Origin of the sequence: Streptomyces nitrosporeus (genome assembly GCF_008704555.1) — a bacterium.
GTDB lineage: Bacteria > Actinomycetota > Actinomycetes > Streptomycetales > Streptomycetaceae > Streptomyces > Streptomyces nitrosporeus.
This window is the reverse complement of sequence record NZ_CP023702.1, coordinates 3,072,143-3,096,048: the sequence shown is the minus strand read 5'-3', so window position 1 is coordinate 3,096,048 and position 23,906 is coordinate 3,072,143. Positions and strand designations below refer to the sequence as shown.

28 protein-coding genes are annotated in these 23,906 nt (G+C 70.3%); 9 read left to right on the top strand and 19 right to left on the bottom strand.

Annotation, left to right across the window (positions count from 1 at the left end):
* Positions 1-25: 25 nt before the first annotated feature.
* The 12 genes from CP967_RS13530 to CP967_RS13475 form a co-directional block, all read right to left on the bottom strand.
* A complete protein-coding gene (locus CP967_RS13530) occupies positions 26-958 on the bottom strand; it encodes a L,D-transpeptidase family protein (protein ID WP_229888507.1) in 933 nt (310 codons plus the stop codon).
* A 275-nt stretch (positions 959-1,233) separates the two neighbouring features.
* Positions 1,234-1,497, bottom strand: coding sequence for a hypothetical protein (locus CP967_RS13525; protein WP_150488230.1), 264 nt, complete (start codon positions 1,495-1,497; stop codon positions 1,234-1,236).
* Complete coding sequence (locus CP967_RS13520) at positions 1,490-1,735, bottom strand: hypothetical protein (RefSeq protein WP_150488229.1); 246 nt, start codon at positions 1,733-1,735, stop codon at positions 1,490-1,492. The genes CP967_RS13525 and CP967_RS13520 overlap by 8 nt, the downstream gene beginning before the upstream one ends.
* Positions 1,736-1,748: 13 nt before the next feature.
* A complete protein-coding gene (locus CP967_RS13515) occupies positions 1,749-2,666 on the bottom strand; it encodes a peptidoglycan-binding protein (protein WP_150488228.1) in 918 nt (305 codons plus the stop codon).
* Positions 2,667-2,749: 83 nt separating this feature from the next.
* Positions 2,750-4,207 carry a phage tail protein gene (locus CP967_RS13510; RefSeq protein WP_150488227.1) on the bottom strand — a complete coding sequence of 486 codons (1,458 nt, stop codon included), beginning with the start codon at positions 4,205-4,207 and terminating at the stop codon, positions 2,750-2,752.
* A 51-nt stretch (positions 4,208-4,258) separates the two neighbouring features.
* Positions 4,259-4,975 (bottom strand): hypothetical protein, encoded by a 717-nt coding sequence (locus tag CP967_RS13505; protein ID WP_150488226.1) that lies wholly within the window; start codon positions 4,973-4,975, stop codon positions 4,259-4,261.
* A 4-nt stretch (positions 4,976-4,979) separates the two neighbouring features.
* Entirely contained in the window at positions 4,980-6,086 is a 1,107-nt protein-coding gene (locus tag CP967_RS13500; protein ID WP_150491832.1) for a hypothetical protein, read from the bottom strand.
* Positions 6,087-6,094: 8 nt separating this feature from the next.
* On the bottom strand, positions 6,095-7,294 hold the full coding sequence (locus CP967_RS13495) for a hypothetical protein (protein WP_150488225.1): 1,200 nt from the start codon (positions 7,292-7,294) through the stop codon (positions 6,095-6,097).
* A 47-nt stretch (positions 7,295-7,341) separates the two neighbouring features.
* A complete protein-coding gene (locus tag CP967_RS13490; protein ID WP_150488224.1) occupies positions 7,342-8,286 on the bottom strand; it encodes a phage distal tail protein in 945 nt (314 codons plus the stop codon).
* A gap of 42 nt (positions 8,287-8,328) precedes the next feature.
* The gene (locus CP967_RS13485; RefSeq protein ID WP_150488223.1) at positions 8,329-9,612 is read right to left on the bottom strand and encodes a phage tail family protein; all 1,284 of its coding nucleotides are present in this window, start codon (positions 9,610-9,612) and stop codon (positions 8,329-8,331) included.
* Positions 9,609-10,808: a phage tail protein gene (locus CP967_RS13480; protein ID WP_150488222.1), complete on the bottom strand. Its 1,200-nt coding sequence runs from the start codon at positions 10,806-10,808 to the stop codon at positions 9,609-9,611. The genes CP967_RS13485 and CP967_RS13480 overlap by 4 nt, the downstream gene beginning before the upstream one ends.
* A 42-nt stretch (positions 10,809-10,850) precedes the next feature.
* Positions 10,851-11,573, bottom strand: coding sequence for a hypothetical protein (locus CP967_RS13475; RefSeq protein WP_150488221.1), 723 nt, complete (start codon positions 11,571-11,573; stop codon positions 10,851-10,853).
* Positions 11,574-11,608: 35 nt separating this feature from the next.
* Between CP967_RS13475 and CP967_RS13470 the strand changes: the two genes are divergently transcribed.
* Entirely contained in the window at positions 11,609-12,310 is a 702-nt protein-coding gene (locus CP967_RS13470) for a hypothetical protein (protein ID WP_150488220.1), read from the top strand.
* Positions 12,311-12,541: 231 nt separating this feature from the next.
* Entirely contained in the window at positions 12,542-12,943 is a 402-nt protein-coding gene (locus CP967_RS13465) for a DUF3592 domain-containing protein (protein ID WP_150488219.1), read from the top strand.
* Between the two features lie 30 nt (positions 12,944-12,973).
* On the opposite strand, the gene CP967_RS13460 is transcribed toward CP967_RS13465, so the two are convergent.
* From CP967_RS13460 to CP967_RS13445, 4 genes are all read right to left on the bottom strand, one after another.
* Positions 12,974-13,312 carry a hypothetical protein gene (locus CP967_RS13460; RefSeq protein WP_150488218.1) on the bottom strand — a complete coding sequence of 113 codons (339 nt, stop codon included), beginning with the start codon at positions 13,310-13,312 and terminating at the stop codon, positions 12,974-12,976.
* A gap of 65 nt (positions 13,313-13,377) precedes the next feature.
* A complete protein-coding gene (locus CP967_RS13455) occupies positions 13,378-13,668 on the bottom strand; it encodes a hypothetical protein (protein ID WP_150488217.1) in 291 nt (96 codons plus the stop codon).
* 79 nt (positions 13,669-13,747) lie between these two features.
* Positions 13,748-14,350 carry a phage tail tube protein gene (locus tag CP967_RS13450; RefSeq protein ID WP_150488216.1) on the bottom strand — a complete coding sequence of 201 codons (603 nt, stop codon included), beginning with the start codon at positions 14,348-14,350 and terminating at the stop codon, positions 13,748-13,750.
* 141 nt (positions 14,351-14,491) lie between these two features.
* Entirely contained in the window at positions 14,492-14,902 is a 411-nt protein-coding gene (locus CP967_RS13445) for a hypothetical protein (protein ID WP_150488215.1), read from the bottom strand.
* A 361-nt stretch (positions 14,903-15,263) separates the two neighbouring features.
* Between CP967_RS13445 and CP967_RS13440 the strand changes: the two genes are divergently transcribed.
* A complete protein-coding gene (locus CP967_RS13440; protein WP_351740048.1) occupies positions 15,264-15,542 on the top strand; it encodes a hypothetical protein in 279 nt (92 codons plus the stop codon).
* 86 nt (positions 15,543-15,628) lie between these two features.
* Here CP967_RS13440 and CP967_RS13435 read toward each other — a convergent pair whose 3' ends face one another.
* Together CP967_RS13435 and CP967_RS13430 are read right to left on the bottom strand one after the other, a co-directional pair.
* On the bottom strand, positions 15,629-15,808 hold the full coding sequence (locus CP967_RS13435; protein WP_150488214.1) for a helix-turn-helix domain-containing protein: 180 nt from the start codon (positions 15,806-15,808) through the stop codon (positions 15,629-15,631).
* Positions 15,805-16,545: a hypothetical protein gene (locus CP967_RS13430; RefSeq protein WP_150488213.1), complete on the bottom strand. Its 741-nt coding sequence runs from the start codon at positions 16,543-16,545 to the stop codon at positions 15,805-15,807. The genes CP967_RS13435 and CP967_RS13430 overlap by 4 nt, the downstream gene beginning before the upstream one ends.
* A gap of 196 nt (positions 16,546-16,741) precedes the next feature.
* Here CP967_RS13430 and CP967_RS13425 point away from each other — a divergent pair, with 196 nt between their 5' ends.
* The 6 genes from CP967_RS13425 to tuf all read left to right on the top strand — a co-directional run bounded on the left by CP967_RS13425 (position 16,742) and on the right by tuf (position 22,894).
* Positions 16,742-17,191: a helix-turn-helix transcriptional regulator gene (locus CP967_RS13425; RefSeq protein ID WP_150488212.1), complete on the top strand. Its 450-nt coding sequence runs from the start codon at positions 16,742-16,744 to the stop codon at positions 17,189-17,191.
* Between the two features lie 384 nt (positions 17,192-17,575).
* Entirely contained in the window at positions 17,576-18,271 is a 696-nt protein-coding gene (locus CP967_RS13420; protein WP_190175157.1) for a hypothetical protein, read from the top strand.
* A 262-nt stretch (positions 18,272-18,533) separates the two neighbouring features.
* Positions 18,534-18,905, top strand: a complete 372-nt coding sequence (rpsL, locus tag CP967_RS13415) for a 30S ribosomal protein S12 (protein WP_003948652.1) — start codon at positions 18,534-18,536, stop codon at positions 18,903-18,905.
* Between the two features lie 2 nt (positions 18,906-18,907).
* Positions 18,908-19,378 (top strand): 30S ribosomal protein S7, encoded by a 471-nt coding sequence (gene rpsG, locus CP967_RS13410; RefSeq protein WP_150488211.1) that lies wholly within the window; start codon positions 18,908-18,910, stop codon positions 19,376-19,378.
* 38 nt (positions 19,379-19,416) lie between these two features.
* On the top strand, positions 19,417-21,543 hold the full coding sequence (fusA, locus tag CP967_RS13405; RefSeq protein ID WP_150488210.1) for an elongation factor G: 2,127 nt from the start codon (positions 19,417-19,419) through the stop codon (positions 21,541-21,543).
* A 157-nt stretch (positions 21,544-21,700) separates the two neighbouring features.
* Positions 21,701-22,894, top strand: coding sequence for an elongation factor Tu (tuf, locus tag CP967_RS13400; RefSeq protein ID WP_150488209.1), 1,194 nt, complete (start codon positions 21,701-21,703; stop codon positions 22,892-22,894).
* 222 nt (positions 22,895-23,116) lie between these two features.
* Here tuf and CP967_RS13395 read toward each other — a convergent pair whose 3' ends face one another.
* Positions 23,117-23,848, bottom strand: coding sequence for a S1 family peptidase (locus CP967_RS13395; protein ID WP_150488208.1), 732 nt, complete (start codon positions 23,846-23,848; stop codon positions 23,117-23,119).
* Between the last annotated feature and the right edge of the window lie 58 nt (positions 23,849-23,906).

Genomic DNA, 23,906 nt, shown 5'->3' with positions numbered 1-23,906 from the left:
CGGCCGCCTGCCCGGCCGTGCCGGTTCAGCCGATGGCGATCCGCGGGTGGGCGGAGGGGCTGATCCAGGCCATGATCCGGTCCATCGTCGCGCGCGGCACGGAGACGCAGCCGGCGGTGGCCCCGCTGCCGTTGACGTGCAGGAAGATCCCGGCTCCCCGGCCGGGCACGGCGGGCCACCGGTTGTAGTCGATGACGAGGGCCTTGGCGTACTGGGTCGGGTAGTTGACCAGGTGTTCGCTGCCCCTCTCGCCCTTCTCGGTCAGCGGGAAGTCGGCGCCGGCCTCGGTGTGCATCGAGTTGTAGAACTTCGACTCGGGGTCCTGGACCCACCAGTGGCTGCTGTTGACGACGGTGTACGGCATGGAGGTGCCGCCGGCCTGGACGCCGAAGCCCTCGGTGAGCGTGTAGGTGCCCGAGGGGGTGGTGGAGGTGTTCTGCTTCCGGGTGGACCCGTTGGTCACCCCGTTCGAGCCGACGCGGCCGGCCGTGGTGGAGAACTGCGGCTTCCAGCCGGAGGAGCCCTTCTGCCAGGCGGTCACGGTGGCGTACGAGCCACTGGCGTCGACGGTGATCACCTGGGTGGAGTCGCCGACGGAGACGGGAACCGGGAAGGACGGGGCGGGGGCCTTCTCCTGGGCTGCGGGGGCGGGTTCCTCCTTCGCTCCCGGTTTCGGGGAGGTGCGGGAGGAACCGGCCGGTCCGGGCTTCTTCGAGGCGGAGGCGGAGGCGGAAGCCGAGGCGGAGGCGCTCGCGGACACGGAGGGAGAGGCCGGGGCGGAAGCGGAGGGTGTGGCGCTCGGGCCCTCCCCGGCGTCGGCCGCCACCGATGAGGCGGCCGAGGGGCCGGGCGGCGGGGCTGCCCCGTCGTCCGACGTCTCGGTCCCGCAGCCGGAGCTGAGCAGCAGCGCTCCCGCGGTGGCGAGGGCGGCGATGACGGGACGGTACACGACCTGCACGTGGTGCTCCTGGATGACGGGAGAACGGCTGGAGGTGTGGGGGCCGCGCGTGGTCCGGGGCGTGGGGGACGGTGACGCTGGGGCCCCGCGCCCAGGGGCACGCGAGGGGAATCCTAACGATCCGTCACGCCGGGGGGGTTGGTTTTCCGGTGATCCGTGGTCCCGCCGTGGCGCGGGACCACGGACCACCGGTCGTCGCCGCCGGAACGCCGTGCCCCGGTGTGCCGCTCGCCGGGACGCTCCTCGCCCCGGTCCGCCGCCGGACGGGGGCGGACTCAGCGCACGACGGTCTCCCAGAGGACGACGGCGAGGCCGACGGTCGCGGTGAGCGCGCCGATGCTCGCCAGCGGCCACCGGGAGCGTTCCAGTGTGTCGAGGCGGTTCTCGTGGTCCGCCAGCTGTTTGTCGGTCTGGTCGCTGCGCTGGACGAGCAGCGCCAGCTGGCCGTCGGCACGGGCGAACCCGGCCTCCAGCGAGCCGCGCAGGCGTTCCAGCTCCAGGGCGACGGCGACCGGGTTGTTCGGGTCGGTCTCATTCATGGGCGGTTCCGGTGTTCGTGCTTCCGGGCGGTCCGGTGCGGAGCCACCCGGGGAGCAGCGCCTGCACCCCGGGCACGGCCATCACCCGGGTCAGCGCCCCCGCGACGGCCAGGGTCCCGGCGACCCAGGGCAGGGCCGCCGGGAGCCCGGCCGCGTCGACAAGCGCGGGCAGGAGCACGGCAAGGGAGAGAGCGGTCTGGACCACGGTGCGGGCGGTCCGGCGGGCGGCGTCGGACATGGCTGGGGGTTCCTCACTTCGCGTAGGGGACCTTGAGGGCGTTCCAGGAGGTCCGGCCGGGTACGCCGTCGGCGTCGCCGCCCCGGAAACCCAGCTTGCGCTGCCAGGCGGCGTACGAACGGCGGTCCGCGTCGGACCAGCGGGGGCCCGGCCCGACGGCGTAGGACGAGCAGCCCTCGGCGACGAGCCGGCGGCCCATGGCGGTGATGACGGGGGAGCTGGTGCGGCCGGTGAAGAAGGAGGCACCGGGGAACGGCTGGTAGCGGGGGGCGGGGGCCGTGCCGGCCTGCTTGCCCGTGGAGGCGCCGCTCGCCGGGGCGCCGAGCCGGGTGGCGATGAGGTTCCGCAGGGAGGGCATGGTGAAGCCGCGCGGGTCGACCTTCCAGTCGGACCACTCCAGGTGGCCGATGACGCTGCGCGCGGTCCAGCCGTGGGCCCGGCAGATCGCCGCCGACACGCGTTCGATCGCGTCGAGCTGGGCGGCCGGCCAGGGGTCCTCGCCGTCGCCGAGGTTGACGCACTCGAATCCGTAGAAGCGGGCGTTGCCGTCGACCGCGCCGGCGCTGCCCTCGTGTTCGTGCGGGGCGGGCGGGCGGTCGCCGTAGTCCTCCGCGATCACCCGCTGGAGCACGGCCGGGTCGCCGCCCCCCGCGTGGTTGGCGCGGCCGTTGCCGACCAGGTGGACGGTGCCGGACTTGTCGATGACGCCGTGGCAGAGCGGGCCCGGCAGCGCGGCGTAGCCGTTGTAGCAGAGCTCCACGGACGCGTCGGTGCCGCTGCTGACGGTGTGGTGGATCATCACGCCGTTCACGGGGCCCCAGGCGCCCTTGTGGTTGCGGTTGTGGGTGCGCCAGTCCGCGTACTCGACGACGGTGACGCCTTCGGCGTGCAGCGCGGCGAGCAGCTGGTCGGCGGTCAGGGGGGTGGCCATGGATGTGGTTCCTTTCGGTACGGCGCACACGGGTACGGCAGGGGCCCCGCACCGGGTGGTGCGGGGCCCCTCGCACGGGTGCGTCAGGAGAGTGCTGCCCAGATCGCGTTGGAGTCGTCCATCACCTTGTCGAGCGCGAAGGAGGTGGGCAGCGAGGTCTGGCCGGTGGTGCTCAGCCGGCCGTGGCGGACGAACTTGCCCGGCATCCGGGCGCTGCCGCCCGGCGTCTCACCCACATGGGCGCCGCGCAGGAAGGCGGGGCCGTTGGAGTTGGGGCTGGGCCCGTTGACGACGAGCCCGATCCAGTAGTTGCCCGCCTTCGCGCTGTACGCGGCCGACAGCGGGCAGACCACGGTCACGCCCTCGGTCTTGGGGATCAGGGTGGTGAGGTTGGCGGTCACCCCGACCCGGGTGCCGGCGTCGGTGTAGAGGCCCGCGTAGGAGGAGGTGCTGAGGGTTCCGCCGACGTAGCCCGGGACGTAGAACACCACGTTCTTGACGGTGGCGGGGGCGTGCAGCGGGATGCCGATCAGGTACACCCAGCCGTTGATGCAGTACTGGGGGGTGGGGGCGGCCCCCGCCGCCGGGTCGAACGCCCAGCCGCGGAACCCCATCGAGGAGGGGGTCCAGGTGCCGGCCGCCGAGACCGCGTCCACGTAGCCGCGCCGGGTCAGCTGGTCGTCGGTGGTGGGGGCGGCCGTGGTGGACGGCGGGACGAGGAAGGTCTTGGCACCGTCGATCTCCTGGGCCCCGGTGCGCAGGACCCCCTCGCCCGCCGGTACCGCGGACACGTCCGACGCGGAGAGGGCGACCTCGCCGATGAGGCCGTTGACCGAGGTGACCGGGGCGCCGCCGAGCGGCAGGTAGCGGGCGTCGCCCGCCGCCTGGGTCAGCGCGCCCAGGTCGTTCGCGGTCAGCAGGACCTCGCCGGTCTGCCCGTTGACGGAGGCGACGGCGCCGCCGCCCGCGGGCAGCTGGGCGGCCGGTACCAGCCCGTCCGGGCCGAGGGTGGCGACCCCGCCGGGCGCGCCCGCCGCCGAGGAGGCGAGGGCCGAGACGTCCGCCGCGCCCAGGACGATGTCGGCCTCGGTGTGTCCGTTGACGGAGTGCACCGCTCCGGCCGGTCCGGCGGGGCCCTGGGGGCCGGGTGCGCCGACGGGTCCCGCCGGCCCCGGTACGGCCACGTACTGCGGGGTGTTCGGATCGGCCGGGGCGATGTCGGCGAGGTCCACGGCGGGGACGTCCGACGCCAGCACGATCTGGTAGGCGCGTCCGCCGCGGGCGAGGCCGGCGAGTTTCTCCGTGACGGTGTACGTCCACGTGGCGGGGTTCCAGCCCGGGGCGTCGGTGGCGGGCAGGACGACGCTGATCCTGCCCTCCGCGTCGAGGGTGGCCCGGGTCGGTCCGCCCAGGAAGAGGTCCTCCTCGGCGTGGGTGAGGAGCGCCGGGGGCCGGAACTCGACGGTGCCGCTCATCGGGCGGCCGTCGGGGGTCATGTAGCGGGCGGTGACGGTGACGGTGGGAATGTTTTCAGGCAGCACTCGGGTGCCCTCCTCGGTGGTTGGTGGGTGGCCGTCCGGCGCGGCGGTGCGTCAGGACTGGATGCCGTACAGGGCGAGCGGACGGCAGCGCAGGGTGTCGCCGGCGGCCGCGACCCTGGCCTGGATCTCGAAGGAGACCGCGGTGCCGAAGGCGGCGGGCAGCCGCTCGGTGACCGTCAGGCCGCCGCCCGGTCCGCCCGTCCCGCCGAGCGGGACGCCGTCGACACACAGCCGCACCTCGGCGCCCGTACTGCCCTCGGCGGCGACCACGCAGTGCAGCCGGGGGTGCTGGACGATGCCCGGGCCCTGGTAGAGCGTGGTCCATTCGGTCGATCCGGTGGACTCCCAGCGCGCTGCCCCGGCCGGGCCGGGCAGCGGGTACGGGATGTAGGGGCGGGCCAGGCCGCCCTGGACGGCGTCGTCGGCGACGACCACGTTGCCCCGGCGGTCGAGGATCTGCACCGGCTGGACGGGCAGGGTGTCCGGGGACGCCGTCCAGACGGTCAGGGCGAGGGAGCCGTCGTCGCGGCGTACGACGAAGCCCTGCTGCGGGTCGTCCTCGCCGCGGTCCGGCTGGACGCGTCCCAGGTAGAGCAGGTCCTCGTCGCCGGAGGTGCGTACGCGCAGCCGGCCCTGGTCGCCGATGACGACCTCGCCGCCCATGATCTGGTTCAGCGCCGGTGTGGTGTTGGCGCTGCCCATCAGCTCCCTGACCTGGCGTTCCAGCGAACGGATGCGGTCGAGGAGATCGGTGGGGATGATCGCCACGGGGTCACGCTCCTTCCAGGTAGAGGACGGCGGTCTCGGCCTTGGTGCGCTGGGGCGGGGTGACGGCGATACCGACGATCCGGTAGGCGGCGTCGAGCCCCTCGTGGTGCCACAGGTCGTGGATCCGCAGCCGGATGCGGGCCCCGAGGAGGGCCGGGGTGATCCGGCCGTCCAGCAGCACGGTCAGCTCCGGGATGACCTCGGGGCGGTTCTGCCGGACCAGTTCGGCGCGGGCCAGCGAGCGCAGGGTCGCCTCGTCCGTGACACCGCTGTGGTCGGAGGTGAGCTCCAGCCGGGGCCAGCCGGCCTCCAGGTCGCCCGGGGAGACCTCCCTGACGGTGAGCGGCTGGGACTCCTGGGACTGGTCGGTGTTGTCGGAGTCGCCCCGGGCGACCCAGACGTTGGCCTGCACGGTGGAGTCCGTCGGCAGGCTGTAGGTGAGGACCTGGCCGGGGTGGTCCAGCACGATGTCGCTGTGCCCGGTACGGATCTTCGGGTGGCCGAGCTGGAGGCGCTTGACCCGCCGGCCCTCGGAGTCCCGGTAGCAGTGGATGCGCCACTCGAACCCGTCGCTCAACTGACCCAGTTTGTCGATCAGTTCACGGATGCGGGCGAGCGCGGAATAGGCGTAGGCGTAGTCCCGGACCACCCCGGACCGGCCGTGTCCCGGGCTGATGCCGATGTCTCCGCCGGGCTGTTCCTGGGTGTGGGTGATCAGGTCGCGGACGATGTCGAACTGGTCCGTGCCGGTGCCCGCCAGGCTGTCGGAGAGGATGCGGTGGTCCAGGTACGAGTCGAACGTGCCGGCCTGGAACTGCACCTGGATCCGGCCCTGTTCGTCGGCGACCGGTGTGCAGGTCCACAGGATCCCGCCCCACCAGATGTCACCGTCGCGCTCCAGCCAGACCGCGGTGCGGCCGGGCTGGAGCGCGGCCCGCGCCCGGGCCGCCAGCGCGCCCCCGGGCAGGGGGACGTTGGCGGTGAGCGACCCGGGCTTGCCTATGTAGTCGTCGAACTTGGTCTCCGTGAGCGGCAGCACGTCCAGCAGGCGGTCGGTGCGCAGGTCGCAGAAGAGCGCCCGGTAGACGGGCGTGGTGACGGACGGGGTCATCTGCTGCCTCACACGAACGGGTCGACGCGGACGAAACGGTTGTCGTACCAGCCCTTGTTGTCGGTCGCCGACGAGGAGTAGGCGGAGACGGCCGTGTAGACCGTGCCGGGCTGGAGCCCGGTGACGGGGAACGTGGTGGACACCGAGGTGAGGACCTTGGACGAGACGATCGCGGAGCGGGTCTCGTGGGGCTCCAGGACCAGGGTGCTCTCCTTGCGGATGGTGGCGCTCATCCGTGACCACCTGTTGTCGATCCCGGTGTTGCCCATGAATCCGACGGTCACCAGGACCGCGCCCGACACCGGTGCGGTGAAGGTGGCGATGAGCGTGGGCCCCTTCGTGTCGTCCACCGCCTCGACCCAGGCGGTGGTGGAGCAGTAGCCGCCGTCGTTGTTGAACGCGAACGCGGAGGACGGGACGGCCGGCCGCCAGACGGTGCCGTCCCAGCGCTGGAGCCGCCCGGCCTCGTCGCGGTACTGGCCGGTGTACTCGCCCGCCGCGAGGGCGTCCTGCGGGGCGATGCCGCCGGTCTCGCGGGGGTAGCTCGCCCAGCGGGTCCCGTCCCAGCGCTGGAGGGCGCTGGAGGTGTCGCGGTACTGGCCCGGGTAGCCGCCGGGTGTGTCGCGGTTCCAGGAGTCGGCGAGGATGCCGCCGACGGCGACCGTCGACACCCGCAGGTCGTACACCGCGTCCGCCCAGGGGATGCCGCCGGTGCCCACCGAGGCGCCCGCGGGCACGGTGACCCGGGCGAGCGGCAGCGAGGCCTCCGGGACCTGCGGCGGCTCGGGGGTGGCGCCCGGCTTGCCCACGAGGACCTCCAGGACGGCCTCCGTACGGTTCCCGCCGTCGGACTGGGCGTCGTGCACGCGCAGGACCACCAGGTCGATACGCGGGTTGGTGGCGTCCCCGTCGTCGAAGGTCACCTCGGTGTAGTCGGTGAGGACGACCGGGTAGGCGCCGGCCGGCTCGCGGCCCTGGATCACCGCGCGGCCCGGCGAGACGGTGGCCCTCATCCCGGCGTTCTCGCCGAAGACGTAGAGGGCCGACATCAGGTACTCGCCGCCGGTGGAGCCCGGGATCACCCCGCTGGTGGTGGTCAGCGCCCCGTTGGGGGCCATGGTGCCGACGGGGGAGAGCCGGGTGTCGGCCCGGGACTGACCGGTCTCGGTCTCGGTGCGGTTGACGAGCCAGGCACTGCGTACGGGCATGTTGTCCTCCTGAGAAGTGATGGGGGTGTCGGTCGTGACCCGCGAGGTCACCAGTGGGCGTCGCGCCAGCGCAGGGTGGCGGAGGCCCGGGGGTCGGGGGTGGCGTCGTCGGAGCGGAAGGCGAGCTCCGTACTGCCCGGGGCCAGCTGGAACAGCTGCTCGGGCACCGAGGCGGGGGACGCGGTGTAGAGCCGGGAAGCGGTGGCGTTGAGCAGCACCGTGCCGGACTCGGTGTCCACCGTCAGCACGTCCTGGGGGCCCAGCACGATGTCGTACTGGAGCCGCCGGCCGTCGCGGAGCCGGGTCAGTGTCGGGCGGCGCAGCGGGCCGCGGAACTCGATCACCGGATGGGCCGCAGCCGCGCCGCCGTTGACGGCGGTGCAGGTGCCCGCGGCACCGGTCGCCCCCCATTCCAGGGGCCACTCCAGTCCCATCCCGGCGGCCCCGGGCTCGGCCGGCCAGTCCAGGCCCGGCTCCATGACGGGCAGCGTGGCCCGCGTTTCCCGCAGGACCGACCCGAACCGGCGCGGGTCGGTGGCGGTCCACTGGAGGCTGGCCTTGGAGGCGCCGTGCACCACGAAGGACCGGTCCTGCGGTACGACACGGCGGCTGACCCGGGCCCGTACGGCCAGCGTCTCGCCGTGCAGCCGCACGGCCAGCCACTGCTCGCCGCCGTCGGCGCCGGTGGCGGAGCGGAAGGCGGCGAGGACGCCGGGGATCTGCCCGGCGGTCCGGGGCAGCAGCCAGACGGACGCGCCGACGAGCCGGGGCTGTGCCCAGCGGGCACCGGGCCAGGCGCCGTGCTGGTCGGGGCGGGTGATGTCCCCGGTGTCGAGGACCGGCAGGTCGTCCCAGCCGGTGATACCGGTGCGGTCGATCTCGTACGGCGTACCGGGGCCCATCAGCAGTCCGGCCCACTGGATCTGCCCGTCGCGGGTGATCAGTGAGCCGGGTGCGGCCTCCTGGGCGTATGGGGTTGTGGTCTCGGCCATGAGGGGCCGTCACCTCGCTTCAGTCGTGGGGCGGTGGGGTGCTCATGCCGCCGCTCCGTGCAGGAACAGCAGGTCGGTGGCGACGGCGAGCGGCCCGTTGCCCTCGGCGGCGTGGTAGGCGCGCAGCCGGGAGCGGTCCGTCGGACCGGTGGGGCCGCTCGTGCGTGGCGCGGCCTCGGCGGGGCGCAGCCGGCTGAGCGCGGACAGCGGCAGCACGGACGGGGCGCCGGCCGGCCCGGCGGGCTGGACGACGCCGCCCTCGGCGAGCTGGGGGATCTTGGGAAGGTCGACTCCGAACTTCTTTCCGAAGAAGTTGAAGCTGAGCTTGTTGAGGCCGTCGATGACCCAGTTGGCGAAGGAGATCAGCGCCTTGACCGGCCCGGTGACGGCGGCCATGACGCCCTGCATGCCGGTGCTGACGAAGCGGCCGATGCCGTCCAGGGTCTTGGACATGGCGTCCTTGACCCGGGTGAACATGTCGGGGATCTTCCGGGTGATCCAGTCCAGGACGGGCTGGATGACCGTGCGGAAGCCGCTCCAGGCCCGGCGGATGAGGCCGGTCACGGCGTCGGTGGCGGAGGTGACGGCGGACCGGGTGCCGTTGAAGCCCTTGGACAGGACGGCGCCCACGACGTTCAGGACCGCGGTGACGACCGCGAACGCGGCCTTGAAGTAGGCCGAGATCACGGTGGCGTACGCCTTGAGGACGGGTCCCAGGAACTTGGAGATGGTCTGGAACACCTTGAGGACCTGGTCGAAGACCTGCTTCACGATCTTCTGGCCGGTCTGCGAGTTGAGCGCGTACTCGATGAGGTAGCCGACGAGCGGGGCGACCAGGCCGAGGACGAACCCGAGCGGGTTGGCGCGCATGGCGACGTTGACGGCGGTCATCGCACCGGAGGCGACGGTGAGCGCGCCGCCGAAGAGCCCCATCAGCTTGGACACCGTGCCCGAGCCCTTGCCGAGCGTGCCGGCGAGGCCGCTGAAGGCGGCGCCCTCGGTGGCGACGGAGGTGAGCGGTGCGACGGTGGCACGGGCCTTGGAGGAGCCGGTACGCAGCTGGGTCGCCGTCCGGCCGGCGGTCCTGCCCGTCTTGGTGAGGGACTTCCCGGCCTTGTCCGCACCGGTTCTGAGCTGCCGGAGCTGGGTGCCGGCCGCGGCGGCGGAGCCCTTGATCCGGCCGGCGGCTGTTCCGGCCCGGCCGATGTTCTGCGCGGCGGTGCGTATGGCCCGTGAGGCGCCGGTGAGCTGCCCGCGGAAGGAACCCAGCGCTCCGGCGACCCCCGCGAGCGGGTCCGTACCGGGCCGGAGGGCCATGGCGCTCATCCGCGCGCCTTGGACAGGAACAGCAGGGCGGTGGCCGTCTCCTGGAGGTCGGCCGTGGACGCCTCGTAGTAGTTCTCGATCTGGAAGCCGGCCACCGCTCCGGCCGTGGCGTTGACCGAGTCGGCCCTGGCCCGGCGGGCGGTGTGCCGCAGCAGCCGGTCCAGCTTGGACAGCGGCAGCACGGCCTCGGCCTCACCGGCCTCGGCGACGATGGCGTGCACACCGCCGTTGCGCGGTGCCACGATGCCGCCGGCCGCCAGCTGCGGGATCTTCGGCAGGCTGATGCCGAAGGTCTTGCCGCCGACGCCCGGGACCCAGCCCGGGATCGAGACCTTGATGCGGTTGAGCTTGTCGATCGCGGAGTTGATGAGCCGGATCACGGAGTTGATCGGGCCCTTCACCGCCCCCTTGATCTTGTCGAAGGCCCGGCCCGCGATGCCCTTCAGCCCGCCCCAGATGCTGGACAGCTTCTCCTTGACCTTGCTGAAGGCCTTGGGGATGACGTCGCGGATCCAGTTGACGACCGGTGAGATGACCTTCTTGATGCCGTTCCAGACGCTGGAGATGACCTTCTTGACGGCGTTCATCACCGTCGTGATGATCTTCTTCCAGGCGTTGAAGTAGGTCGTGATGACCTTGGCGACGGCCTTGATGACGACGGTGATCGCCTTCTTGATGCCGTCCCAGACCTTCTTGATCAGCTCGCCGGCCTTCTTCATGATCGGCCCGACGACCTTCATGACCGAGCTGATGACCTTCTTGATGGCGTCGAAGGCGACCTTGAGGACCTTCTGCATGGTCTTCGAGCGGGTGGCCATCTCGACCACCTTCTCGACCAGCGGGGCGAGCAGGGACAGCAACTGGCCGACGAGGTTGCCCTTCATCGACTTGTTGAGCCCCTTCATGCCCTTGGACGCCTTGTCGGCCCCGGACTTGAACTTCCCGACCTGGGTGCCGCTCTTCTGACCGGTCTTGCCGGCCTTGGCCATCGAGCGCTCGGCCTTGTCGGCGGCGCGCTGGATGCCGGTGAGCTCGCGGGCGGAGCCCTGGGCGGAGGTCTTGAGATTTTTGAGTCCGCGGTCACCGGCGTTGACCTTGCCCTGGAGGCCACTCGCCGCCCTTTCGGCCCCCTGGGTGGCGCCTTTGAAGTTGTTGAGAGAAGTCGTCGCTTTCCCGAGTGATCGCACCAGGGACATGTATCCACCTCTTTCTCGGCAGGGGAGTGTGATGTGCCCGGCTCATCCGATGGCCGCGACCAGTTGGTCGATCCGCGTGTGCAATTCGTTGAGTTCGGCCGCGGCGGTGCGACTGGACGGTATGGTTCCGGGCGAAGCCGGGACGCGTGACCTCACTTGGTCGCGGGTGTTCCGGCGCGCCCGGGTGTTCTCGGCCACTCGTTTGTCCAGCCCGTCGATCCTCTTGTTGAGTTTCTTCGCGACTTCCTTGATCCGGCGGGAGAGCCGGTGGTCGAGGTCGTGGAACTTCCGGTTCAGTTCCAGCTCCGCATTGTGCTGGTTGGTGCGGAACTGGTTCTGCCACTGCTTGCGCCCCGTGGCGAGGTTGGCTATACGCGCGAAGTTGCGGTTGATCTTCTCGGTCAGATCGAAAAATGCGAAGTCGTACTTGACGAAGGTCAGTCCGATGGACGCAAAGGTGGCCCCCAGTGCGGCCGCCGTCAGAGCGGTTACGATGCCCATGAACTCCGGGGTCTTGTACAGACGCGTGTCGGGAGTCCAGGTGGATTTTCCGGCCTCTTCGACCTCTTTGGCGATCATCGCCTTCAGGGAAGCCTCGAAGGTCGCTTTCTCCCCTTTTTCTGCCTCCCTCTTCTTCTCGTCCTTCTCGGCGAGGAAGGAGAATTTATCTTTGTCTAGTTTTCGTTGGATCTGGGTGGTGAGGCGCGAATCCTGCGCCGCCAGATCTTCTTTTATCTGTTTTATCTGTTCTTCGGGACTGCTCATCGCGTTCCTTGCCCTCCTCTGGTACCGTCAGCCGAGTGAGCGATTCAGTCGAAATGGGTGTGACAGGGAATGCTTCGGGCGGTATTTTGCCGCTCCGTCATGTATTGGTGGTCGGTGCGGTTTTTCTCCAGTTCTGCGGGGTCACGCTCCTCATCGAATTTTTCAACCGGGCGGATGACCTCGTGAACTGCGGCTATCGGTCCACCGGCCTCTGCGAGGGGGAAACGGCGCTGCTCGGCCTCGGCGCCCCCGTCTTCATGGCCGGCATCCTGGTTTTCGGTCTCCTGGACAGAAGCGCCGGGTGGTCGGGGCCGGTAGGAGTGTTCAGCGGGGTTTCCCTGCTGTACGGGTCCGCAGGTCTTGTGTGGGTTTTCGCATGGGACGTGTTTTCTGCAGACAGTGTCGCGTGGTCCGTGTTGGCCGGGCTGATCGCTGTTATCCCGTTCTGGGTGTTCGCCATCCTGGCCAAGGGTTTCTTCAAGGGTTTCTTCGAGGGTGGTACAGCGGCGTGGGCGAAAGGTAAATTCTGGGTACTCGAAGAACTGCCTCAATCGAAAAAGAAGCGGAAGCGACTCTTGCGGGAAAGGGGCCTCGCTCTCAGCCGGATGCGAGGTGGGACCCTGGTACCCGAAACGCGTGCCGAGAAGTTCCACTGGGTTCTGTTCGTCACCGAGTCGTGTGTGGCGCTGGCCGGCGGAGTGCTGACCGGATGCCTTTTCGTCGTCGCCCTCGCGTGAGCGAGCCGGGAGGACGGCCCTCCTGGCCGGGGGCCGACGTCGTCGTCCTGATCGGCCGGCCGCGGTGTCGGCTGATCAGGTCCAGACCGTGACACCGCAACAGGCCGACTTCGGGCCGCCTCTGCGGGTTCTCCGGCGAACGCGTCGAGGCCCGGCCACCCGGATTCACTCCGGTGCGGCCGCCGGCGTCTTCGGCGAAACCTTTTGCGTCCTTGTTCCGGGAGGTCCTCCGTGCTCGCGGTGAGAATATTTCTCGTTGTCATGGTCTGTGCCACGTCCCTGGTGCTGGTCACCAACCTCTACGCCCTGCGCAAGGCGCGGCGGCTCGAATCCACCGGGGCGCGGGTGGAGGGTGAATGCGTGAACCACTACTGGCCCAGTGGCGGTTATGTGGGTGCGATCTGCACATATTCCGCGGGGGGCAGGGAGGACCTGTCGGTTCGCTCTTCGCGGTATTCCGTCGCGCCTGTGGAGATAGGTGACCTCGTAGAAGTCACCTATGACCGGAAGAATCCGGAGCGCTCGATGCTGTCATTCGAAGTCGGCAACAGGGTGGGCTACGACACTGCGCTGACGGTTGTCATGGGGACGCTGTGGGCGGGGGCCGTCGTGGGAATTTTTCTCACCTGGTGAAGCGGGGCCCGCTGATGGTCCGCGCGGCCTTCAGGAAAAGAAATGCATGAGTTCCGCGCGTGAGGGCCCTCCGGGCGGCGGGGAATCCTCCACGGACGGTTCCGCGGGCCCGTCGCCGTCACCCGGCCTCGGCACCGGGACCGGCGGCTCCGGCGGATCGGAGTCCTCGTCCGTGTTGACGGAGGCGAACATCCAGTTGGCGGCGGCGAGGTGGTCCACGGCCGCGGCCAGGAGGTAGTCGCCCACCTTCCATTCGGCGCCGTCACCGTGGAGTTCCTGGGCTATGGCGCTGTCGCGTGGCATGTGCTTGACCAGCACCGCGAGCCGGCGTGAGGTCAGCCGGCCGCGGTACCAGTCGAGCAGGTCCACGCCGTAGTGCCTCAGCAGGTCGGCTTCGAGCGCCTCGGCGTGTTCTTCGGCGAACGCGTCGAGGCTCAGCCTTCCCCCAGGCCGAGCCCGGTCTCCTTGCCGTACGCCTCCAGGATCGCGGCGATGTCCTGCATGGTGATGTCGTGCTGCTCGAAGCGCGCGAACTGCTCCTCGCCCAGCAGGAGTTTCAACAGCCCGTCGACGTCGTTGTCGTCGAGGCCGCGCAGGGCCTTGGCGGTGTTGCGGCCGAGTTCGGTGGGCAGTTCGAAGGTGTCGTCGTCCAGGTCGAAGGACCAGGAGCGGCCGAGTGCCTCCATGCGCTGGGCGCGTGCGGCGTTGACGTCGAATGAGGCCATGGGTGGGAAGTCTCCTTGTGTGGTGGTGGGGCGGGGTGCCGGGCGGGACCGGGGTGGACCGGCCCCGCCCGGCGGGGGATCAGGCGCCGGCCGGCACCGCGTAGGCGGCGTCCTTCATGACGAAGGTGGCGAGTGCCTGGCCCTCACCCGGGGAGAGGGCGGTGAAGGTGACACCGAGCATCGCGGCGGCCTTGCGGGCCAGCTTGATGTCGTCGGTGGCCGTCACCTGGCCGCGCGGGATGACGAAGCGGTAGGTGACCGCCGTGCCGTCGGTGAACTCCAGGCCGAGGGCGCGCTCGTCGAAGGTCGGGCCGTCCGGCACGTCGAACTGGACGGTGTTCGAGCCTTCCGCGCCCCTGCGGAAGTCGCCCCCGGAGCCGCCCAGGAAGAAGGGCAGCGTGTCCTCGTTGAACTGCAGCATCGAGAACTTCAGCGTCAGGTCGCGGTCCGCGTAGACGAACCGGGCCGGGCTGATCGACTGCCACGTCTCGACCGGGTCCAGCTTGTCCTTCTTGGAGAAGGTCACCCCGTCCGTGGAGGTGTAGCCGAGGTCGGTCCACTCCGAACCCCAGTCGGCCGCCGGGTCGTCGGAGAACGCCTCCGGGAGAGGGGCGTTGAGGTTCGCGACGAGGATGCGGCCGGTACCGGCGACGCGGATCTCGGACGAGTTGTTGCCTGCCATGGATGACTCCTTGGGATGGATTTCCTGGGTGGTGGTGCCTGCCGTGGGTACGGCGAAGGCCCCGCCGGCGGCGGGGCCTCGTCTGTGGGGCGCGGAATCGCGCCGGGTGGGACGCCGAGGGACGCCCGGGCGGCAGCCGGGTCAGCCGATGCGCAGGGAGACCCGCAGCACGGTGAGGTAGCGGTTGGCCGCCGGGTACAGGTACTCGGGCAGCCAGCGCGGGCCGTCGGCCTCGACGACATCGGTGATGACGATGTCCGTGCCGTACGTCCGGCCGGTCGCCGAGAGCAGCTCGGCGCGGGCGGAGTTCGCGAGGCGGTGCGCCGTCGCCTTGTCCGGGCCGTAGGCCTCCAGCTCGATGAGCGGCTGGTCGAGGTGGAGATCGTCGATCCAGGCGCCGCCGCGCCGGCTGACGATCACCGCCGGCTGGGTGCCGTCGAAGCCCGGTGGGGGAGTCTCGTCCACGACCGCGTCCGCGAGGTCCGGGCGGTCGGAGAGGAGCTCCACGACGATGGCCTCCACGTCGGGGAAGGTGCTGGGAGGTGAACTCATGACGGGGCATCACTCCTGTTCGTGGTCAGGGTCCGTCCGCCCCTGATCCGCCGGCCGGGCCTCGGGCACCGGTGGACGTACGGGTACGGGAACGGCGGAGCCGCGCCCTGGAGGGAGGTGGGCGCAGCTCCGCCGCTGCACTTATCGTGACACAGTGCGTGCGTGTGCGCAACTAACTAGTGCGAGAGCGCAATCTGAAGGAGGGGTGGGGCCGGGGGAGCGGAAGGCGCGGCCCCGCGTCCTCCGCGCGAAGGGGTCCGGTTTTGTTACTCTGCGGCTATCGAACGCGTATTCGAGAGGTGGCGGTTCTGAGGCAGGAAGCGCCGTGACGCAGGCGTGAGCACGAAGGATCGGTGAGTGGGTGGACGGGAGCGCGATGGTGATCAGTGCCCAGGAACGGCTGGCCGATGTCATGGCCGCCGTGGTCGAAGTGGCCGCGGAGTCAGGGGAGTCGGGTACGTACACCGCCGAGGTCGCCCGTACGCTCACCGCCGTCGTCGGCAAGGTCGGAGCGAGGATCGCCGTGGAGGCCGAGGTGCGGGGGTTCCGCAGCGGCTGGAGCGAGGCGATGGAACTGGCGGCGGGCGCACCGGAGTCGGGCGCCGAGGTCCTGCGGATGCCCTCCTCCTCCGAGGAGTAGGCGGACACGGAAGGAGAGGGGCGGCCCGGTGGGCCGCCCCTCTCCTTCCGTGCTCCCGCGCCCCGCGCGGGTCCTGTGCGCGACCCCTACTTCCCGCGGGCCGCGCGTTCCGCCGCGAAGACGTCCTCCAGCCGGAAGAGCTGGGCCCGCCCCTGCTTCCCCGCCGGCGCCAGGCGGCCCCGCTGGACCCACTTGCGGATCGTCGCCGGGGCCACCCCCGCCTCGTGCGCGGCCTGTTCACCCGTCAGCATCGTCGCCGTGGTCATCGGTGCACCTCCCGTTCCGCGGTGTCCGCCGTCGCGCCGGCCAGCTCGCCCAGGTCCGCGCCGGACTCCTCCGCGAGCCGCACCCAGGCGCTCTGCGTCCAGGCGTGCCGGTGTGCCGGGTCCGTGCGGCAGTCGCAGTCCCGGTCGGCGCACCGGCAGGCCGGGTTGACGCAGAGCACCGCGTGCCTGGCGGGGAAGGCCCGCAGCGAGACCGAGTCGCACCACGGGCAGCGGCCGCTCACCCGCACCACCGGTTCCGCCGCGCCGAGGGCGCGCGTGCAGCGCCGCGCCATCCTGCGGGTCTCGTCCCGGATGTGTGCCGCGAGCACCGCGTCCTCGGACGCCCGGCCGAGCAGGGCGGCGACGCGCAGCAGCCGTTCGGGAACCTGGGCCCGGCGCGGGCGGGGGAGCCGGAGCCGGTCGTGCACCGCCTCGTCGAGCTCCACCACTCCGTCGGTGATGTCGCGGATGGTGTCGGAGACGTGCAGCCGCAGGGGCGCGGTGGTGGGCCCGGACGGCGTGAGGCCGTGCGCCTGCTCGACCCGCAGCGCCTCCTCGCGCTCGGCCCGGGTGCGGCCCCGCGCGGCGTGCGGACGCGCGCCGTCCGGTGGCGGCGCGGAAGGGGAGCGCCGGGCGGGCGCCAGCTCATGCAGCAGCTCCGGGAACTGCCGGAGCAGCAGCTCGATCCAGAGGGCGGCGTCGCGGACGGCGGCCCTGTCGTCGGTCGGTGCGGTCATGGGCGGTCCTTTTCTCCGCGGGTGCTTGGTTGCGCGTTCGCACACTGGCATGTTGCGGGCTCGCACGCAAGCAGGTTGCGGGGGAGGGAGCCGCTTTGAACTCCCCGAAATCCTCACAATGGAGACGAGCTGTGTGGGTAATTCCTTGCGCGCAAGCGCGATAGGCTGAGATTCGCTTCGGAGGGAGGCGACGCTCATGACCACGGGTGAACTCGACCGCTTCGCTGCCTGGATCGAAGAACTGGTCCGTCGGCGCGGGTTCGACATCGACAGCCCGCGCGGTGGCGGGAAATCGCGCCTCGCGGATGAAGCGGGAGTGCACAGGGCCGCCATCACCCGGCTTCTCCAGCGCCAGAGCATGCCGGACCTGGAGACCATGCGCAGGCTGGCCCAGGTGCTCCAGGTCCCGGTGCGCGACATGCTCATCCGGTCCGGCCGGCTCTCCGAGGAGGATCTGCCCCTCCCGTCCGCCCCGTCCGCCGGTCACACGGCGGCCGACGGGCGCCGGCTCACGCTGGAGGAGGCCGCCGACGGACTCGGCGTCTCGGCCGACCAGCGCGAGATGTTCATCAGGATCGCCGGACAGTTCCTCCCCGGGGAGCCCGCGAGATCCGCCGGACGACGGGCACCGCTCGCCTCCGACTGAACCGCTCGCCTCCGGTTGAACCGCCGCCTCCGGCTGCCCCCTCCGCTCCTTCCGCCCGGCCGCGCTCCTCGCTCCGCCGTCGGCCTGACCCGGCCGCCCCGGCCCGGCCGCGCTCCGTCGCCGCCCCGCCCCGGACGCCCGCCGCCCCGGCCTGGAGGTCTCCCGCCCGCCCCGGACGCCCGTCCTCCCGGACCGCGACCGTGCGATGATCTTGAAGTGGCCTCGCTGTGAACCGGCGACGGGCCGCCCGTAAGCTGAGACGGCCTGTCCCCCCACCCCGGCAGGCCCCCGCGCATGGCGACGTACGCCCTGCGTGGGCGTGCGCGATTCGGGCGGGACGGGGGGATGTGCGTGGCCGGACGGAGCAGTCGGCCACGCGTTCCCGTGAAACGTCCGGACGGAGAGGGCGCCGCGCCCCGGAGTACCGCGGCGGGCCCCACGGCCGACACCACGGCGGCCGGCGACCCCCTCCACGAGGAGAGCGCTCCCGCCGCCCGTGCTTCCGCCCCGCCCCCCGGCGACCCCGAGGACACACCGGACGGCCTCCCCGGTCTCCTCGCCGCGCTCGGACGCCTCCTGGAGAGCCACGCGCCCGAGGAGGTCCTGGTGCTGGTGCGTGAGGAACTGGAGCGCCGGGAGCTGCGCGCGTACTCCAGCGGCTGGCAGGACGCCGCCGCCCACTACGAGCCCGCGCTGGAGGAGGCCAGAGCCGCGCGCGGGCGCGCGTTGCGCCTGGTGAGGGGCGTCCCTGGGCAGGCCGCGGTGATCCCGCTCAGGCGGTACGACGGCCCGGACATCCCTGGCGCCGGTCCGGACGGGGGTCCCGACGACGGTCCCGACGCCGGCCCGGACCCCGGTCCCGGCGACGGGGGCCGCGCCGGCGACGGAGCGGGTGACCGGGGGGCCGCGGCCGGTCCGGCCGCTCCCCGGGGCCGGACCGACCGCCCTCCCGGCACCGCCCCCGCGCTGGTGCCCAAGAGCCGCAACTCCCGCGTGCCCACCATCCCGCGCCTGCGTCCTCCGGCGCGTCGGCCGGCCGAGGACACGACCGGTACCACCCCGGAGGGCGAGCCGATGTAGAGCGGGCCGGCACCCCGGCCCGCGGCCAGGCATTTGTTTTGACCCAGCTCCGTGAGGTAGGTACGCTCAAGCCTTGTGCCTGGGGTGTGCCTGGCCTTTCCGTGCGTGTTTTCGGCCGCACGGTGAGTCCGTATGTGGCCACTGTGATCTGCGCTCCTTCTGCCCCCGGGCAGGAGCTTGCAGTATCCGACACACCCGACCGCGTGGGTCGGTGGGTGTTCCAGGTTAGTTTCACGAACGGCACACAGAAACCGGAGAAGTAGTGCCTACGATCCAGCAGCTGGTCCGCAAGGGCCGGCAGGACAAGGTCGAGAAGAACAAGACGCCCGCGCTCGAGGGTTCGCCCCAGCGTCGTGGTGTCTGCACGCGTGTGTTCACGACCACCCCGAAGAAGCCGAACTCGGCGCTCCGTAAGGTCGCGCGTGTGCGTCTGACCTCCGGTATCGAGGTCACGGCCTACATCCCGGGTGAGGGACACAACCTGCAGGAGCACTCCATCGTGCTCGTGCGTGGTGGCCGTGTGAAGGACCTGCCGGGTGTTCGTTACAAGATCATCCGCGGCTCGCTCGACACCCAGGGTGTCAAGAACCGCAAGCAGGCCCGCAGCCGCTACGGCGCCAAGAAGGAGAAGTAAGAATGCCTCGTAAGGGCCCCGCCCCGAAGCGCCCGGTCATCATCGACCCGGTCTACAGCTCTCCTCTTGTCACGTCGCTGATCAACAAGATCCTGCTCGACGGCAAGCGTTCCACCGCCGAGCGGATCGTGTACGGCGCCATGGAAGGTCTTCGCGAGAAGACCGGCGCCGACCCGGTCATCACGCTGAAGCGCGCGCTCGAGAACGTCAAGCCCTCGATCGAGGTCAAGTCCCGCCGTGTCGGTGGCGCCACCTACCAGGTGCCGATCGAGGTCAAGCCCGGTCGTGCCGCCACCCTCGCGCTGCGCTGGGTCGTCGGTTACTCCCGCGCCCGCCGCGAGAAGACCATGACCGAGCGCCTCATGAACGAGCTGCTCGACGCCTCCAACGGTCTTGGCGCAGCTGTCAAGAAGCGCGAGGACACCCACAAGATGGCCGAGTCCAACAAGGCCTTCGCGCACTACCGCTGGTAGTCGCTTCCCCTATCGAGACCGAGAGAAGATTGAGCCTTATGGCCACCACTTCGCTTGACCTGGCCAAGGTCCGCAACATCGGGATCATGGCCCACATCGACGCGGGCAAGACGACCACCACCGAGCGGATCCTCTTCTACACCGGCGTTTCGTACAAGATCGGTGAAGTCCACGACGGCGCTGCCACGATGGACTGGATGGAGCAGGAGCAGGAGCGCGGCATCACGATCACGTCCGCCGCGACGACCTGTCACTGGCCGCTCGAAGATGTTGACCACACCATCAACATCATCGACACCCCGGGTCACGTCGACTTCACCGTCGAGGTGGAGCGTTCGCTCCGCGTCCTCGACGGCGCCGTCACCGTGTTCGACGGTGTGGCGGGCGTCGAGCCGCAGTCCGAGACCGTGTGGCGTCAGGCGGACCGCTACGGCGTTCCGCGTATCTGCTTCGTCAACAAGCTGGACCGCACCGGCGCCGAGTTCCTCCGCTGTGTCGACATGATCACGGACCGCCTCGGCGCGACCCCGATCGTGATGCAGCTCCCGATCGGTGCCGAGGCCGACTTCCAGGGCGTCGTCGACCTCGTCACGATGAAGGCGTACGTCTACTCGGCGGAGGCCACCAAGGGCGAGATGTACGACATCGTCGACATCCCGGCCGAGCTCGCCGACTCCGCCGCCGAGTGGCACGGCAAGCTGATCGAGGTCGTCGCGGAGAACGACGACCAGGTGATGGAGCAGTACCTCGAGGGCAACGAGCCCTCGGTGGAGGACCTCTACGCCGCGATCCGCCGTATCACCCTCAACTCCGGCAAGGCCGGCGAGACCACGGTCACCCCCGTGTTCTGCGGCACCGCGTTCAAGAACAAGGGCGTCCAGCCCCTGCTCGACGCCGTCGTGCGCTACCTGCCGTCGCCCCTGGACGTCGAGGCCATCGAGGGCCACGACGTCAAGGACCCGGAGCTGGTCGTCAAGCGCAAGCCGTCCGACCAGGAGCCGCTGTCGGCGCTCGCGTTCAAGATCATGAGCGACCCGCACCTCGGCAAGCTCACCTTCGTCCGGGTCTACTCGGGCCGCCTCGAGGCCGGCACCGCGGTGCTGAACTCGGTCAAGGGCAAGAAGGAACGCATCGGCAAGATCTACCGCATGCACGCGAACAAGCGTGAGGAGATCGACTCGGTGGGTGCCGGTGACATCGTCGCCGTCATGGGTCTGAAGCAGACCACCACCGGTGAGACGCTGTGCGACGACAAGGCCCCGGTCATCCTGGAGTCCATGGACTTCCCGGCGCCGGTCATCCAGGTCGCCATCGAGCCCAAGTCCAAGGGTGACCAGGAGAAGCTGGGTGTCGCCATCCAGCGTCTCTCGGAGGAGGACCCCTCCTTCCAGGTGCACTCCGACGAGGAGACCGGCCAGACCATCATCGGTGGTATGGGCGAGCTTCACCTCGAGGTGCTCGTCGACCGCATGAAGCGCGAGTTCCGCGTCGAGGCGAATGTCGGCAAGCCCCAGGTCGCGTACCGCGAGACGATCCGCAAGACCGTCGAGCGTATCGACTACACGCACAAGAAGCAGACTGGTGGTACCGGCCAGTTCGCCAAGGTGCAGATCATGATCGAGCCGCTCGAAGGCGGAGACGCCTCGTACGAGTTCGTCAACAAGGTCACCGGTGGCCGCATCCCCCGCGAGTACATCCCCTCGGTGGACGCGGGTGCCCAGGAGGCCATGCAGTTCGGTATCCTCGCCGGTTACGAGATGGTCGGCGTCCGCGTCACCCTTCTCGACGGTGGCTACCACGAGGTCGACTCCTCGGAGCTCGCCTTCAAGATCGCCGGTTCGCAGGCGTTCAAGGAGGGTGCCCGCAAGGCGTCCCCCGTGCTCCTCGAGCCGATGATGGCCGTCGAGGTCACCACGCCCGAGGACTACATGGGCGACGTCATCGGCGACCTCAACTCCCGCCGTGGCCAGATCCAGGCCATGGAGGAGCGCAGCGGCGCTCGCGTCGTGAAGGGCCTCGTGCCCCTTTCGGAGATGTTCGGCTACGTCGGAGACCTCCGCAGCAAGACCTCGGGTCGCGCAAGCTACTCGATGCAGTTCGACTCCTACGCCGAGGTTCCGCGGAACGTCGCCGAGGAGATCATCGCGAAGGCCAAGGGCGAGTAACTCACCCGAGTTCACGCTTTAGGCTTGTCACCGGAGCCCGGTAGGGCATTCACCGCGGAGTTCGCTCTCGTGGTGAATGCCCCCGGCACCGGCATTCCAGCAAAGATCACCTGGCGCCGATGAAGCAAGGCGTACAGAACCACTCCAGGAGGACCCAGTGGCGAAGGCGAAGTTCGAGCGGACTAAGCCGCACGTCAACATCGGCACCATCGGTCACATCGACCACGGTAAGACGACCCTCACGGCCGCCATTACCAAGGTGCTGCACGACGCGTACCCGGACCTGAACGAGGCCTCGGCCTTCGACCAGATCGACAAGGCTCCTGAGGAGCGCCAGCGCGGTATCACCATCTCCATCGCGCACGTCGAGTACCAGACGGAGTCGCGTCACTACGCGCACGTCGACTGCCCGGGTCACGCCGACTACATCAAGAACATGATCACGGGTGCGGCGCAGATGGACGGCGCCATCCTCGTGGTCGCCGCCACCGACGGCCCGATGCCGCAGACCAAGGAGCACGTGCTCCTGGCCCGCCAGGTCGGCGTTCCGTACATCGTCGTCGCCCTGAACAAGGCCGACATGGTGGACGACGAGGAGATCCTGGAGCTCGTCGAGCTCGAGGTCCGTGAGCTCCTCTCCGAGTACGAGTTCCCGGGCGACGACGTTCCCGTCGTCAAGGTCTCGGCGCTCAAGGCGCTCGAGGGCGACAAGGAGTGGGGCGAGTCGGTCCTCAAGCTCATGTCGGCCGTCGACGAGGCCATCCCGCAGCCCGAGCGTGACGTCGAGAAGCCGTTCCTCATGCCGATCGAGGACGTCTTCACGATCACCGGTCGCGGTACGGTCGTCACCGGCCGTATCGAGCGTGGTGTCCTGAAGGTCAACGAGACCGTCGACATCGTCGGTATCAAGACCGAGAAGACCACCACCACGGTCACCGGCATCGAGATGTTCCGCAAGCTGCTCGACGAGGGCCAGGCCGGTGAGAACGTCGGTCTGCTGCTTCGTGGCATCAAGCGCGAGGACGTCGAGCGCGGCCAGGTCATCATCAAGCCGGGTTCGGTCACGCCGCACACCGAGTTCCAGGCCCAGGCCTACATCCTGTCGAAGGACGAGGGTGGCCGTCACACCCCGTTCTTCAACAACTACCGCCCGCAGTTCTACTTCCGTACCACGGACGTGACGGGCGTTGTGACCCTTCCCGAGGGCACCGAGATGGTCATGCCGGGTGACAACACCCTCATGGACGTCGCGCTGATCCAGCCGGTCGCCATGGAAGAGGGCCTGAAGTTCGCCATCCGTGAGGGTGGCCGGACCGTGGGCGCCGGCCAGGTCACCAAGATCATCAAGTAATCACTTGATCGTCTGACCTGGTAGCTCCGCACAAGAGCACCAGAAGGGCCCCGCACCTCGTGAGAGGTGCGGGGCCCTTCGCCGTGCGGGGAGGTCCCTTCCGGGCGGTCCGGGCGGGTGGTACGCGGCGGACGGTCCGGGCGGGTGGTACGCGGTGTGAACGGTCCGTGCGCCGGCCGGTACGCCTCAGAGGGCCCGGCCCGGCCGGTGCGCGGGGCGGTGTCAGACGCCTGCGATCTGCTGGATCCAGGAGCGGTACGCGGTGACGTTGGTGTACGCGGTCGTGGTCTGGCGGTCGCTGGTGGAGGCGACGCCGACCTGCACACCGTTCAGGGTCATCGGGCCGCCGGAGTCGCCGCCCGCGGTGATGCCGTTGCCGCGGCGGGCGCAGATCGCCGAGCCGCCGTAGGCGTCGGTGCAGCCGCTGGTCACCGTGACGTCGGCGACCTTCAGGTAGCGGGACTGGCAGTTGGCCTCGGAGCCGCACTGCGAGGTGGCGCCCCAGCCCCAGACCTGGACGTTCTGTCCGACGCGTACGGTGCCGGGCTGGCCGAGGGTGGCGTACGTCGCGGACACGGAGCGGTCCAGGCGGACCAGGGCGAGGTCGGAGCTGTGGGTGTAGGTCTGGACGCCGCTCGCCACGGTGCCGCCGCTGTGCTGGTCGAGGCTGCCGATACGGAACTGGAGGCCGCCGCCGGTGACGCAGTGCTTGGCGGTGAGGATCCAGGTCGGGGCGATGATCGTGGCCGAACAGGTCTCCCGCCCGTTGGAGAAGAGCCGGGCGGCCCAGGGCGCGTTCTGGGCGTAGCCGCCGCCGATGATGGGCTGCACGGCCTTGGCCACCGGCGCGGTGGGGGCGGGGGCCTGCGGGGCGGCGGAGGCGGTGGGGGAGAGCAGGGCGAGGACGGAGACCGCCGCGGCGGCGACAGCGGGGATCAGCCTGGTTATGCGCATGCTTCCTCGTTTCGCGGGACACGCGAGGGCGTGTCTGTGGGGGTTGACGGGCCCCAGA

Coding starts and splice junctions, on each gene's coding strand:
- CP967_RS13425 (WP_150488212.1), top strand. CDS start 16,742: ATGACCACGGGTGAACTCGACCGCTTCGCTGCCTGGATCGAAGAACTG.
- CP967_RS13445 (WP_150488215.1), bottom strand. CDS start 14,902: ATGAGTTCACCTCCCAGCACCTTCCCCGACGTGGAGGCCATCGTCGTG.
- CP967_RS13455 (WP_150488217.1), bottom strand. CDS start 13,668: ATGGCCTCATTCGACGTCAACGCCGCACGCGCCCAGCGCATGGAGGCA.
- CP967_RS13495 (WP_150488225.1), bottom strand. CDS start 7,294: ATGCCCGTACGCAGTGCCTGGCTCGTCAACCGCACCGAGACCGAGACC.
- CP967_RS13500 (WP_150491832.1), bottom strand. CDS start 6,086: ATGACCCCGTCCGTCACCACGCCCGTCTACCGGGCGCTCTTCTGCGAC.
- fusA (WP_150488210.1), top strand. CDS start 19,417: ATGGCCACCACTTCGCTTGACCTGGCCAAGGTCCGCAACATCGGGATC.
- CP967_RS13435 (WP_150488214.1), bottom strand. CDS start 15,808: ATGACCACGGCGACGATGCTGACGGGTGAACAGGCCGCGCACGAGGCG.
- CP967_RS13450 (WP_150488216.1), bottom strand. CDS start 14,350: ATGGCAGGCAACAACTCGTCCGAGATCCGCGTCGCCGGTACCGGCCGC.
- CP967_RS13475 (WP_150488221.1), bottom strand. CDS start 11,573: ATGAGCAGTCCCGAAGAACAGATAAAACAGATAAAAGAAGATCTGGCG.
- CP967_RS13525 (WP_150488230.1), bottom strand. CDS start 1,497: ATGAATGAGACCGACCCGAACAACCCGGTCGCCGTCGCCCTGGAGCTG.
- CP967_RS13515 (WP_150488228.1), bottom strand. CDS start 2,666: ATGGCCACCCCCCTGACCGCCGACCAGCTGCTCGCCGCGCTGCACGCC.
- CP967_RS13490 (WP_150488224.1), bottom strand. CDS start 8,286: ATGGCCGAGACCACAACCCCATACGCCCAGGAGGCCGCACCCGGCTCA.
- CP967_RS13480 (WP_150488222.1), bottom strand. CDS start 10,808: ATGTCCCTGGTGCGATCACTCGGGAAAGCGACGACTTCTCTCAACAAC.
- CP967_RS13395 (WP_150488208.1), bottom strand. CDS start 23,848: ATGCGCATAACCAGGCTGATCCCCGCTGTCGCCGCCGCGGCGGTCTCC.
- CP967_RS13430 (WP_150488213.1), bottom strand. CDS start 16,545: ATGACCGCACCGACCGACGACAGGGCCGCCGTCCGCGACGCCGCCCTC.
- rpsG (WP_150488211.1), top strand. CDS start 18,908: ATGCCTCGTAAGGGCCCCGCCCCGAAGCGCCCGGTCATCATCGACCCG.
- CP967_RS13520 (WP_150488229.1), bottom strand. CDS start 1,735: ATGTCCGACGCCGCCCGCCGGACCGCCCGCACCGTGGTCCAGACCGCT.
- CP967_RS13485 (WP_150488223.1), bottom strand. CDS start 9,612: ATGAGCGCCATGGCCCTCCGGCCCGGTACGGACCCGCTCGCGGGGGTC.